Source organism: Enterobacter sp. JS8-1 (genome assembly GCF_049187015.1).
Lineage (GTDB): Bacteria > Pseudomonadota > Gammaproteobacteria > Enterobacterales > Enterobacteriaceae > Enterobacter > Enterobacter mori.
Map to the genome: position 1 here is coordinate 978,059 of NZ_CP185805.1, position 12,208 is coordinate 990,266.

The 12,208-nt window shown below is 46.6% G+C and carries 11 protein-coding genes and 1 tRNA gene; 9 read left to right on the forward strand and 3 right to left on the reverse strand.

What is annotated here, in order from left to right; all coding sequences use genetic code 11:
- Positions 1-11 precede the first annotated feature (11 nt).
- The 3 genes from gpt to crl all read left to right on the forward strand — a co-directional run bounded on the left by gpt (position 12) and on the right by crl (position 2,278).
- Positions 12-470, forward strand: a complete 459-nt coding sequence (gpt, locus tag ACOQH0_RS04550) for a xanthine phosphoribosyltransferase (protein ID WP_010427903.1) — start codon at positions 12-14, stop codon at positions 468-470.
- A 104-nt stretch (positions 471-574) separates the two neighbouring features.
- Positions 575-1,819, forward strand: a complete 1,245-nt coding sequence (frsA, locus tag ACOQH0_RS04555) for an esterase FrsA (protein WP_089598126.1) — start codon at positions 575-577, stop codon at positions 1,817-1,819.
- Positions 1,820-1,876: 57 nt separating this feature from the next.
- The gene (crl, locus tag ACOQH0_RS04560) at positions 1,877-2,278 is read left to right on the forward strand and encodes a sigma factor-binding protein Crl (RefSeq protein ID WP_010427905.1); all 402 of its coding nucleotides are present in this window, start codon (positions 1,877-1,879) and stop codon (positions 2,276-2,278) included.
- Between the two features lie 110 nt (positions 2,279-2,388).
- Here the strand turns inward: crl and phoE are convergent, their stop codons facing one another.
- Positions 2,389-3,441, reverse strand: coding sequence for a phosphoporin PhoE (phoE, locus tag ACOQH0_RS04565; RefSeq protein ID WP_010427906.1), 1,053 nt, complete (start codon positions 3,439-3,441; stop codon positions 2,389-2,391).
- A 304-nt stretch (positions 3,442-3,745) separates the two neighbouring features.
- Here phoE and proB point away from each other — a divergent pair, with 304 nt between their 5' ends.
- From proB to ACOQH0_RS04590, 5 genes are all read left to right on the forward strand, one after another.
- The gene (proB, locus tag ACOQH0_RS04570) at positions 3,746-4,849 is read left to right on the forward strand and encodes a glutamate 5-kinase (RefSeq protein WP_089598125.1); all 1,104 of its coding nucleotides are present in this window, start codon (positions 3,746-3,748) and stop codon (positions 4,847-4,849) included.
- Positions 4,850-4,860: 11 nt separating this feature from the next.
- Positions 4,861-6,114, forward strand: coding sequence for a glutamate-5-semialdehyde dehydrogenase (gene proA, locus ACOQH0_RS04575; protein WP_172701325.1), 1,254 nt, complete (start codon positions 4,861-4,863; stop codon positions 6,112-6,114).
- 111 nt (positions 6,115-6,225) lie between these two features.
- Positions 6,226-6,301: transfer RNA gene (locus ACOQH0_RS04580), tRNA-Thr, on the forward strand.
- A 110-nt stretch (positions 6,302-6,411) separates the two neighbouring features.
- Complete coding sequence (locus ACOQH0_RS04585; RefSeq protein WP_421511633.1) at positions 6,412-7,647, forward strand: tyrosine-type recombinase/integrase; 1,236 nt, start codon at positions 6,412-6,414, stop codon at positions 7,645-7,647.
- Entirely contained in the window at positions 7,637-8,587 is a 951-nt protein-coding gene (locus tag ACOQH0_RS04590) for a hypothetical protein (protein ID WP_421511634.1), read from the forward strand. Before ACOQH0_RS04585 ends, ACOQH0_RS04590 begins: the two co-directional genes overlap by 11 nt.
- 46 nt (positions 8,588-8,633) lie before the next feature.
- Here the strand turns inward: ACOQH0_RS04590 and ACOQH0_RS04595 are convergent, their stop codons facing one another.
- On the reverse strand, positions 8,634-10,124 hold the full coding sequence (locus tag ACOQH0_RS04595) for an ATP-dependent nuclease (RefSeq protein WP_421511635.1): 1,491 nt from the start codon (positions 10,122-10,124) through the stop codon (positions 8,634-8,636).
- Positions 10,125-10,917: 793 nt separating this feature from the next.
- Here ACOQH0_RS04595 and ACOQH0_RS04600 point away from each other — a divergent pair.
- A complete protein-coding gene (locus ACOQH0_RS04600; RefSeq protein WP_410975242.1) occupies positions 10,918-11,232 on the forward strand; it encodes a hypothetical protein in 315 nt (104 codons plus the stop codon).
- Here ACOQH0_RS04600 and ACOQH0_RS04605 read toward each other — a convergent pair.
- Positions 11,229-12,038 (reverse strand): DUF4225 domain-containing protein, encoded by an 810-nt coding sequence (locus ACOQH0_RS04605; RefSeq protein ID WP_218308622.1) that lies wholly within the window; start codon positions 12,036-12,038, stop codon positions 11,229-11,231. The two genes, ACOQH0_RS04600 and ACOQH0_RS04605, sit on opposite strands and share 4 nt — an antisense overlap.
- Between the last annotated feature and the right edge of the window lie 170 nt (positions 12,039-12,208).

Consider the following 12,208-nt stretch of genomic DNA (forward strand, 5'->3'; position numbering starts at 1 on the left):
GGACACTTCACATGAGCGAAAAATACGTCGTCACCTGGGACATGTTGCAGATTCACGCACGCAAACTGGCTGCGCGTCTGATGCCTTCCGAGCAGTGGAAAGGCATTATTGCCGTTAGCCGCGGCGGTCTGGTACCGGGGGCGCTGTTGGCACGTGAGCTGGGTATTCGTCATGTCGATACCGTATGTATCTCCAGCTATGACCACGACAACCAGCGCGAGCTGACCGTGCTGAAACGCGCGGAAGGCGACGGTGAAGGCTTCATCGTTATTGACGATCTGGTCGATACCGGTGGTACCGCGGTGGCTATCCGTGAAATGTATCCAAAAGCGCACTTCGTCACGATCTTCGCAAAACCGGCGGGTCGCCCACTGGTTGACGATTACGTGATTGATATCCCGCAGGATACCTGGATTGAACAGCCATGGGATATGGGCGTGGTCTTCGTACCGCCTATTTCAGGCCGTTAATCCCAGTACGTAACTTTACACGCCCGGCAATGCCGGGCGTTGTTCTTTTTATCCTGCCACGCGTTACAATGGACGTTATATGACGTATCCATGGAGGCAACGCAATGACGCAGGCGAATCTCACCGAAACTCTCTTTAAACCCCGTTTCAAACACCCTGAAACGTCGACGCTGGTGCGTCGGTTTAATCCGGGGACCATGCCTGCCGTCCAGTCTGCGTTAGACGGTAAAAACGTGCCCCACTGGTATCGCATGATTAACCGCCTGATGTGGATCTGGCGTGGTATCGATCCGCGTGAAATCCTTGACGTGCAGGCGCGTATCGTCATGAGCGAATCTGAACGGACCGACAGCGAGCTTTACGATACGGTGGTGGGCTATCGCGGCGGTAACTGGATCTATGAATGGTCGAAGCAGGCGATGCTCTGGCAGCAAAAAGCCAGCCAGGAAGAGGATGCCACGCGCAGCGGCAAGCACTGGCTGCATGCGGCCAATCTCTATGCCATTGCCGCGTATCCACATCTGAAAGGTGATGAACTGGCGGAGCAGGCCCAGGCGCTGGCGAACCGTGCTTACGAAGAGGCGGCGCAGCGTTTGCCGGGCCAGATGCGCGAGCTTGAGTTCAGCATTCCTGGTGGCGCACCCGTCACCGGGTTCCTGCATATGCCGGAAGGCGAAGGCCCGTTCCCGACCGTACTGATGTGCGGTGGGTTGGATTCCCTGCAAATTGATTATTACAGCCTGTTTGAGCGCTACTTCGCACCAAAAGGGATCGCGATGCTGACGCTCGACATGCCTTCTATTGGTTTCTCGTCGAAGTGGAAATTGACTCAGGATTCGAGCCTGCTGCACCAGCATGCGCTTAAAGCACTGGAGAATATTCCCTGGGTTGACCATACCCGCGTGGCGGCTTTTGGCTTCAGATTTGGGGCGAACGTTGCGGTGCGTCTGGCCTATCTTGAATCTTCGCGCCTGAAGGCTGTGGCCTGCCTGGGCCCGGTGGTTCACGCGCTGCTCAGCGATCCTGCCCGTCAGGGCAGCGTGCCGGAAATGTACCTTGATGTGCTGGCCAGTCGTCTTGGCATGCATGATGCATCAGACGAAGCGCTGCGCGTTGAGCTCAATCGTTACTCGTTAAAAACGCAGGGGTTGCTGGGACGCCGCTGCCCAACGCCGATGCTGTCAGGTTTCTGGAAAAACGATCCGTTCAGTCCGGAAGAAGAGTCGCGCTTAATCACGTCGTCATCTTCTGATGGCAAGTTGCTTGAAGTGCCATTCAGCCCGGTGTATCAGAATTTTGACAAAGCGTTAAAAGAGATTACACGCTGGATCGCGCAGAGATTGTGTTAATAGATTGCTAAATTTTGATGGTTTGGTAAAACAGTGGCTTCACAAAAGGAGATCGCAATGACGTTACCGAGTGGACATCCGAAAAGTAGACTGATCAAGAAGTTCATGGCTCTTGGCCCGTATATTCGAGAAGAGCAGTGTGAAGAGAATCGCTTTTTTTTCGACTGCCTGGCTGTTTGCGTCAACGTGAAGCCTGCACCCGAAAAACGTGAATTCTGGGGCTGGTGGATGGAAATGGAAGCAGAGGAAAAACGCTTTACCTACAGCTACCAGTTTGGCCTGTTTAACAAAGACGGTTACTGGCAAGCGGCACCTATTAAAGATCAGGAAGTGATCGACCGCCTGGAACATACGCTGAAAGAGTATCTCGGCAAGGCCAGCGCGCTGCTGGCAACGCTGGATCTGAAGCTGGAGCCTGCGGATGATTTTTCCAGCGAGGCGGTTAAGCTGACCGCCTGATAGTCTTCTCCCTCTCCCTGTGGGAGAGGGCCGGGGTGAGGGCACCAGACCGCATTAATCCCCGATAATAAAAAAACCGGCATCAAGCCGGTTTTTTTATTTCCACAAAATCAGAACTGGTAGGTCATACCCAGCGCGACGATATCATCGCTGCTTACACCCAGTTTATTGTCGTCATCAATCTGGTTGATTTTATAATCAACAAATGCGGACATGTTTTTGTTGAAATAATAGGTTGCGCCCACGTCGATATATTTCACGATATCTTCGTCGCCAATGCCTTCGATGTCTTTGCCTTTCGATTGAACATAGCCAACGGATGGACGCAGGCCAAAGTCAAACTGATATTGCGCAACCACTTCGAAGTTTTGCGCTTTATTCGCGAAACCACCGGAGATTGGAGCCATATTGCGGGTTTCTGAATAGATAGTAGCCAGATAAATATCATTGGCATCATATTTCAGACCGGTTGCCCAGCCTTCGGCTTTTTTACCTTCACCGCGCGTCAGCAGGTTCTGCTCGTTGGTGCGATCGGAGTTAGCATAAGCACCAATGACAGAGAAATCGCTGCCGCCGAAGTCATAGCTCAGAGACGTACCGAAGCCATCCCCGTTCTGCTTTTTCACGTCGCGGTTTTCATTTTTGCCCTGGTATTGCAGGGTCATATCCAGACCGTCCACCACGCCAAAGAAGTCGGTGTTACGATAGGTGGCAAGACCGGAGGCACGCTTGGTCATGAAGTTGTCGGTTTGCGCCAGACCATCGCCGCCGAACTCAGGGAACATATCGGTGTAGGATGCGACGTCATACAGCGCCCCGAGGTTACGACCGTAATCCAGAGAACCAAAGTCTTTCAATTTAAGCCCGGCAAACGCCAGACGCGTTTTCTGAGAAGAGTCGCTCTCTGCTTTGTTTCCGGCAAATTCTGCTTCCCAGCGGCCATAGCCCGTCAGCTGATCGTTAATCTGCGTTTCACCTTTAAAGCCGAAACGCACGTACGTCTGGTCACCGTCTTTAGCGTCATCATCACTGAGGTAGTGCATTGCTTTTACTTTGCCGTACACGTCCAGTTTATTACCGTTCTTATTATAAACCTCTGCTGCGTGAACAGATGCGGAAGCCACAACGCCCATTACCACTAATGCCAGAGTGCTCTTTTTCATTTTCAATCCTGAGTTTTATATACGCGCTAATATTCGCTGAACGCTAAGCCGACGCTTATGTTCCGTGAAAAAACAGGAAGGGTTTTATCGTCCGCGGGTGAACGTTTTATGACAATTTAAGAATATGTTTAAAAAAGTATGTTTTAATTTTTCAGTAATAAATTTGTCAAAATCAGCCGCTACGCTTCCTGATCCCGCGCAACAAAGTGTTTTGCTTTGTGCTAAGGCAGTTGGCAACGGGGCTGAGTCCTGTTAAAACGTTCGTTCGACATCATTTTCCCTTATCGTTGAACGGCAGAGAATCATGAGTGACAGCCAGACGCTGGTGGTAAAACTCGGTACCAGTGTGTTAACAGGCGGATCGCGCCGCCTTAATCGCGCCCACATTGTTGAGCTTGTACGTCAGTGCGCTCAGCTGCATGCCGCAGGGCATCGTATTGTTATCGTGACCTCCGGGGCGATTGCCGCCGGGCGTGAACATCTGGGTTACCCCGAACTCCCCGCGACGATAGCCTCTAAACAGCTGCTGGCCGCCGTGGGACAAAGCCGACTCATTCAACTCTGGGAGCAGTTGTTCTCTATCTATGGTATTCACGTCGGGCAGATGCTGCTGACGCGTGCGGATATGGAAGACAGAGAGCGTTTCCTGAACGCGCGCGATACGCTGCGTGCGCTGCTGGACAACAATATTGTTCCGGTTATTAATGAAAACGACGCCGTGGCCACCGCTGAAATTAAAGTGGGTGATAACGATAACCTCTCTGCGCTGGCGGCGATTCTGGCAGGTGCCGATAAACTCCTGCTTCTGACCGATCAGCAGGGGCTGTTCACCGCCGACCCGCGTTCTAACCCGGAAGCCGAACTGATCACCGATGTTCACGGCATTGACGATGCCCTGCGCGCCATCGCCGGTGACAGCGTTTCAGGTCTCGGAACCGGTGGAATGGGCACCAAGCTGCAGGCCGCCGACGTCGCGTGCCGTGCCGGTATCGACACCATTATTGCTGCGGGCAGCCGTCCGGGCGTGATTGGTGACGTGATGGAAGGCATCTCTGTCGGCACCCGCTTCCACGCCCAGGAATCCCCGCTGGAAAACCGCAAACGCTGGATATTTGGCGCGCCTCCTGCAGGTGAACTCGTCGTCGATGAAGGGGCCACTGCCGCGATTCTGGAACGAGGGAGTTCATTACTTCCTAAAGGAATTAAAAGCGTGACAGGCAACTTCTCCCGTGGTGAAGTGATCCGCATCCGTAGCCTTGAAGGCCGCGACATCGCCCACGGCGTAAGCCGCTATAACAGCGACGCGCTGCGCCGCATCGCGGGACACCATTCGCAGCAAATCGATGCCATTCTGGGCTATGAGTATGGTCCGGTTGCCGTACATCGCGATGACATGATTATTCGTTAAGGAGCCAGAACATGCTGGAACAAATGGGCGCAGCCGCGAAGGCCGCCTCTTACAAACTGGCGCTCCTTTCCAGCCGCGAGAAAAACCGTGTGCTGGAAAAAATCGCTGATTATCTGGAATCACAGTCCCAGGAAATTTTGCTCGCTAACGAGCAGGATCTGCTGGAAGCCCGTCGCAACGGTTTGAGCGAAGCGATGCTTGACCGTCTGGCGCTGACGCCGGCACGCCTGAAAGGCATCGCCGACGATGTCCGTCAGGTCTGTAATCTGGCCGATCCGGTAGGGCAGGTCATTGATGGTGGGCTGCTCGACAGCGGTTTACGTCTTGAGCGCCGCCGCGTGCCGCTCGGCGTGATCGGCGTCATTTACGAAGCCCGCCCAAACGTCACCGTTGACGTCGCCTCTCTGTGCCTGAAAACCGGTAACGCCGCTATTCTGCGCGGTGGGAAAGAGACCTGGCGCACCAATGCCGCGACGGTGAAAGTCATTCAGCAGGCGCTCGAAGAGTGTGGCTTACCGGCGGGGGCCGTACAGGCGATCGAGAGCCCGGACCGCGCGCTGGTCAACGAAATGCTGCGCATGGACAAATACATCGACATGCTGATCCCACGCGGTGGCGCAGGCCTGCACAAACTCTGCCGTGAGCAGTCGACGATTCCGGTGATCACCGGCGGTATCGGCGTGTGCCATATCGTGGTCGACGACAGTGCGGAGATTGAACCGGCGCTGAAGATTATCGTGAACGCAAAAACCCAACGTCCAAGCACCTGTAACACCGTAGAAACGCTGCTGGTGCATCAGGATATTGCGAACACCTTCCTGCCGGCTCTGAGCAAACAGATGGCAGAGAGCGGCGTGACGCTGCATGCTGACGCCAGCGCGCTCGCGCTGCTGCAGGATGGCCCTGCTAACGTCGTTCCCGTCAATGCGGAGCAGTACGACGACGAATTCCTGTCGCTGGATCTGAACGTGAAAGTGGTTGCGGATCTCGACGACGCCATTGCGCACATTCGTGAACACGGCACCCAGCATTCGGACGCGATCCTGACGCGTACGCTGCGTAATGCCGATCGCTTCGTGAACGAAGTGGATTCCTCCGCGGTGTATGTGAATGCCTCCACCCGCTTTACCGACGGTGGACAGTTTGGTTTGGGCGCAGAAGTGGCTGTCAGTACGCAAAAACTGCACGCGCGCGGTCCGATGGGACTGGAAGCGCTGACCACGTACAAGTGGATCGGCTTCGGTGACGATACGATTCGTGCGTAAATAATCACGGGTGATGCAAAAGTAGCCGTTTGATTCAAAAGGGCATTGACGCATCACCCGGATAGATCTAACCTTTTGCCCCGTGGTTACACTCGTAACCGGCCTCTCAGGGCCGATATAGCTCAGTTGGTAGAGCAGCGCATTCGTAATGCGAAGGTCGTAGGTTCGACTCCTATTATCGGCACCATCTCAACCTCCTCAAACGTCCTAATCATCCATAAATAGCCTGATTAATAACGATTTTACTGCTTTTTAATCCATCATCGTCCGTAACCATCCAGTAGAATCTGATACGGAATGTGTATAGGATTGTGTATATGTTCCTGTTCGGTCCTGGATTCCTATACACATGCCTTAAACGATATGCAGATTCGCCGCGCAAAGCCTGAAGATAAACCCTATACGCTTGGGGATGGGCAAGGCTTGTCATTGCTTATAGAACCTAATGGAAGCAAGAGCTGGCGATTCCGCTATCGCTATGCTGGCAAACCCAAAATGATCTCGCTTGGGGTTTACCCAACGATCACCCTTGCTGATGCTCGTTCCCGTCGCGATGAAGCTCGAAAAATCGTGGCAGAGGGAAAGAACCCTAGTGATGTTCGAAAAGAGCAAAAGCTGGCTCTGCAAACAGAGTCAGAGAACGCCTTCGAAAATATAGCCAGAGAGTGGCATCAACTTAAATCTGCTAAATGGTCGGTGGGATATGCATCAGACATCATGGAAGCGTTTAATAACGACATTTTTCCTTATGTCGGAACAAGGCCAGTGGGAGAGATTAAACCGTTAGAGCTGCTGAACGTTCTGCGTAAAATTGAGAAACGTGGTGCGTTGGAGAAAATGCGAAAAGTTAGGCAGCGTTGTTCCGAAGTGTTTCGCTACGCAATTGCAACAGGTAGGGCGGAGTACAATCCTGCGGCGGATCTCTCCAGCGCTCTCGAAGTACACCAATCCAATCATTTCCCGTTCCTAAAAGCTGATGAGATACCTGATTTTCTGCGTGCCTTAGAGGGTTATACCGGGAGTAAGCTTGTCCAGATAGCAACGAAATTACTGATGATTACAGGCGTGAGAACCATCGAATTACGTGCGGCATTGTGGTCAGAATTTGATCTAGATAACTCTATTTGGGAAATTCCAGCAGAAAGGATGAAAATGCGTAGGGCACACCTTGTGCCACTGTCGACTCAAGCGTTAGATTTACTCAATGAACTCCAGATCATGACAGGGAACTATCGTTATGTTTTTCCGGGAAGAAATGATGCGAATAAACCCATGAGCGAAGCGAGTATTAATCAGGTTATTAAACGCATTGGTTACGGTGTAAGAATAACTGGACATGGTTTTAGACATACTTTGTCTACGATTTTACATGAACAAAGCTTTAACTCTGAATGGATAGAAGTTCAATTGGCACACGTGGACAAAAACAACATACGGGGAACGTATAATCATGCGATTTATATTTCCTCAAGAGCTAAAATGATGCAGTGGTATTCTGATTATTTATTAAAAGGAGCTTTGAATGAATTTTAAATTTATCACAACATTCAGATTTTTGAAAGTGGTTGGTGATGACTATACTGATTTTCATTTAATGCCTGGTGTCGATATCATCAGGGATAGAGAGAAAATCAGGAAGATTTTGAATAAAGAATTCAAGATGAATGCTGGTTTGATTGAATATGATCATTTTTACAATGCGAATCACATAATTCATGGGGAATTTAAAAATAATTTTTTTAAAGATGATGATGCTAGCGGATTAGCTTTATTAACATGGTTAATTTGGCTCGATATGCTTGTATATGATTCTTGGCTCGTTAAGGATAATACATTCTTATGCGAAATCGCATATTGCAACAAATCTTCGAAAGATTATTCCGAGTGGAGTAACAACAGTTTGCTCGGGCTGAATACACTCAGTACTGGGCATCGCTATATTGATGTGGAATTTACTACCGAAGATTTAAAAAAGTGGGAAGAAACCAGTCGAAAATTGCAAACCTTTCTTAATGATAATAATTCCACAGTATTTAAGACATTTATATCGAAGGAATACTCACGATATGGAAGAGCATATAGTTTTATTAAGGCTGCTCGTAGAGATTTCAATCCAGCGATGAAAATATCACATTATTGTAGTGCTTTAGAAAGTTTATTTTCCACAGATAATACCGAATTAACTCATAAGTTATCCGAAAGAGTTGCTATTTTTTTAAAAGATTATGGATATAATCCTTTGACTGTTTATGATCAAATTAAATATTATTATTCGATACGTTCAAAAGTGACACATGGAGATTCTTTGCAAGGTAAGAAGTTAGAAACGATTCCAGATAAAAGCCAAGAGTTTGATAATTTATTAAGAGTAATAATGAATGCTATCATTTCATCTGATGAGTTAATGCAACTTTTTAACGGAGATTCTGTGGCTTTTGATGTCCATTTTAAAAATAAATTATTATGTGGATGATTTATCTCTTTTAATTTCCCCACCGTTGATCACGGTGGGGATGATATTAAATGGCATCTAATTGTTTGCAAATTGTGTCTTCAAATGAAGTGAAATCGATGTGTTTTTTAATATCATTACAAAGATGCTCAATGAATAACGACTCCTGTATTGAACGATTCTCAAGTTCGTGCTTGAGTTTGAAATAGAATTTTTTATCAGGTGATTCAGGTGGTTTTTTATATCGCTCGTTAAACTCATCAACAAGATCATCTAAGGATTTCAATGGGAAGTACTTATCATTTATCATTTTCCTAAGTTCTAGATTTTTTCTAAGATATACTACTTCGAAGAGGAATTTTTCTATGCTTTGAATTGGTAAAAAACATTTAGGCAAGTTTTTATAATCTAACTCTTGAGCTACAAATTCTTTAACATCACCATCTAGTATACTTATAATTTTTCTGTTGATTCCTATAACATTATTTGCAAGAAGATCACGATGAAGCGATAGAACGTTCAGCCATCCTCCAACCGGTGCAATGTGAATCAGCCTACTATTTTTTAATCCCTTCGTAATAAGAACATTATCAACTACACTCGCAGCAAGTTTATCTTCAACCAGTATTAGATAGTCAAAGCCATCATGGCTATAAACATCTCTTATCGCATAGCTTGGAAAACAAGGATTTATTGTGGATAATTTGCCTTCAATATTCGAAAGCATATACATATTATTGGGCTTAATGCTTCTTATAACTTCTGGAGAGTGAGATGTCAGATAAATAACTACATTTTTCTGCTCTGCGTTCAATTTGTTTAACAACGAAATCAAACGAGTTATCGCTATAGGATGCAATGCAAGTTCTATCTCATCGATTAATATTAGAGCCTTACCAGACTTCCCCGAGCGGTTATTAACTATTGAGTAATAAATAAAGTTCAGAAGTGATATTAATAAACATTCGCCAGAACTCATTCTGTATTGACTAAGCATATTGCCATTTTTGGCTTCAATGAAGTATGGAATGTTATTTAGTTTAAATTTCTTGGCGGTAGCTCTATTTTTTATTTTTTTCAATGTTCTGTAATGATTTTTATCACCATGTAAAATATGACTTAGGTTGTCTTTAATATATTCAACCGAATCTTCTATTTCATGGTGTGAGATGTCACCGCTCTTTAATAATTGATCCACTGCTCTCGAATCATCGAAACGAGTGCCATAAAAAAGACTACCTTCATATATACCGTTGTAGCGGAATGGTTGTACGCCAGGCGCAAGCCTCAATTGAGAAGCTTTAGGTTTCCAAAGATTTATCGAATTCTGCGTCGAGGTATTAATTCCTATTTCTATGAGTGAGTCTGAATTATAATCTTCCTTTTTGAACATAAGATAACGTCTTTCACTTAAGAGTACAGATAGTATGAGCATGATTGTACTTTTTCCACAACCATTACTACCAACAAAGCCGTAAAGCCCGCCTTCAAAAGGAATTTCAATGTTTGCACTCTCAATATGCTTAATATCTTTAACCTTAATGCTAATTGTGTCCATTATAAAATCCATTGCTATGTTAGTTAGGGGGGGATAAAAGGTTATGGTGTTTTTGATTTAATAGATTATATTTTATTTGCACTATGTGTTGGAATTTAATTTGCAGGGATTATTTTTGTCAATAAAATTCTTTGTAAACTGTCGGCTCTATCATACTTTGAAAATTAATATTTTATTAAAATAGTTTTTATTTGTAACTATTAGGTGATGAATAACTCATTTGTAGGTAGATGTTCGATTACATTATATATTTTCTTAATCGGAATAATAGTACCATTCTTAGAAAAGTGTTTACCGCACTTTACGGAAGGTAAATATATAGATTTCTTATGGTACTGATAATCTGAAAATTCCATATATATCTGGTCAAGGCTGGCATCTTTGTATTTAACTGCTTACTTAAGTAAGCGCATTCGAGTTGGCGCGCAATGCTCTCCCCGCCACGCCTGTCCGGTCACGACGTGATGACGCTTTGTGTCACCGTAGAACGGCCTTGTGGCTGCGTAAACAGGTGAATAGTGGAAACAACATGCATGCTCTGCCAGCGCTTCACTCACGCTCTGAAAGGCACACGAGCATCCTGATAAGGTATGATCCCTCTGACAATCTGATGAAGTCGCTGCGCTCCGCTTGTTGCTTGTACCACTCACGGGGCTTTATGGCTTCAATTGTATTGCCTGAAATCTGATACATTGGACAAACATCATATGGATTGCTGTAAAGTTCATCAGTATGATTGCTTGCACAATCAGCGATTGGGAAAACACTTCTGGAAGATAAGGGACGAGACGATATGAAAGTGACTGATGAGACTTTGTTACGTTCAGGGTTTACGCAGCGCGAATTGCAGAAGATAAAAAGCAATACTGAAAAATATGGAGGAACGCTTGGAGAGGCTATAAATGACCTCGCCAGGCGGTTTGTTACCTTGGCGGGAGTAGTGGCTGTGTGTGCCTTAATCCTACTGCTACTTATCGTCTTCAGCTCACCTGATAGAGCAGTTGCATGGGGGCTGGCGATGATCTTTGGGGTTGCCATTATGTCCTTCGCACAGCCGCCGGTTATTTCCTATAAATCCTGGCGTTACCGAAAAACTATCAAGGATTAACTGGTTCCATTTTCTGTTGTCAATAGATCGAAAATCACTTTTGCTTTAACACCATAACCGACAATCTTCATTGTTAGTTTAGGAGTGTTCATTGTGCTGACTTTGCGATAGTAATCGTGTGGAAGCCAGCGGAATAATCTCCAGGCTCCAGTTTTTCGAGCAAGTCCTACAATGCTGTACACACTGGCACCAAGAGTAACACCATTATAGAGAGCTAAGCCCGTGTTAGGATTAAATCCCATAAACTGGGCCGTATGCATCGCGGAGTCAGCAATGATACCTTGCGAGGGTTTATGTCCTGCTGGCTGATCAAAGTTGAGCACTTCTTTCGTTAATCCGTTCATTCCATCGGCAATCAGTACTGCGCCAGCCAGCATACCAATCGGCCCCATAGTGGATAACATCATAAATCCGCCAAAGAGAACCACGCCTGATAGCACCACATTTACAGCGGATATAACATAACCGACGATTTTATTATTTTCCTTAACAAACTCGACCTTCGCGTAAAGCTGTGCGGACTTTGTTTTTAACAGGCGCTCTTGTTCAAGCAGGTTGTCTGTTTCAGCACGAAGATTTTTGATGCATACAATACATTCTTCATCGGTTTTAGCTCGTCGTGCTGTTTCAAATTCTTTATCTACAACCTGTTTTATCTCTTCGACAAACTTGATACGTGTAAGACCATCTTGCAAATAGAATGCTGACAGCCGGTTTGCTATTTCGACAAGTTTCCGGGCTTCCAGATTCACCATGGTATCTGACCATGTTCTGTTCCAGCCCCTGTTGAGCAGCGCAATATCCATTCAAGACTCCTTCCCAAAATGTGTCTGGTCATTTTACGTGCAATAAGGTCGAAGACAACAGGAAATGATTTCCCAACGTCTGATTTAAGCGGCACGAATGTATAATCAAACCCTGAGACTCCACGTGTTAGAGTTTGCAGTAACAGAGCCTAATCAGGTCTGGTGTGGCG

Bases quoted from the DNA above. Each gene is read 5' to 3' on its own strand.
- proA (WP_172701325.1), top strand. From the start codon at position 4,861: ATGCTGGAACAAATGGGCGCAGCCGCGAAGGCCGCCTCTTACAAACTG.
- crl (WP_010427905.1), top strand. From the start codon at position 1,877: ATGACGTTACCGAGTGGACATCCGAAAAGTAGACTGATCAAGAAGTTC.
- ACOQH0_RS04600 (WP_410975242.1), top strand. From the start codon at position 10,918: ATGAAAGTGACTGATGAGACTTTGTTACGTTCAGGGTTTACGCAGCGC.
- ACOQH0_RS04585 (WP_421511633.1), top strand. From the start codon at position 6,412: ATGTGTATAGGATTGTGTATATGTTCCTGTTCGGTCCTGGATTCCTAT.
- gpt (WP_010427903.1), top strand. From the start codon at position 12: ATGAGCGAAAAATACGTCGTCACCTGGGACATGTTGCAGATTCACGCA.
- ACOQH0_RS04595 (WP_421511635.1), bottom strand. From the start codon at position 10,124: ATGGACACAATTAGCATTAAGGTTAAAGATATTAAGCATATTGAGAGT.
- ACOQH0_RS04605 (WP_218308622.1), bottom strand. From the start codon at position 12,038: ATGGATATTGCGCTGCTCAACAGGGGCTGGAACAGAACATGGTCAGAT.
- proB (WP_089598125.1), top strand. From the start codon at position 3,746: ATGAGTGACAGCCAGACGCTGGTGGTAAAACTCGGTACCAGTGTGTTA.
- phoE (WP_010427906.1), bottom strand. From the start codon at position 3,441: ATGAAAAAGAGCACTCTGGCATTAGTGGTAATGGGCGTTGTGGCTTCC.
- ACOQH0_RS04590 (WP_421511634.1), top strand. From the start codon at position 7,637: ATGAATTTTAAATTTATCACAACATTCAGATTTTTGAAAGTGGTTGGT.
- frsA (WP_089598126.1), top strand. From the start codon at position 575: ATGACGCAGGCGAATCTCACCGAAACTCTCTTTAAACCCCGTTTCAAA.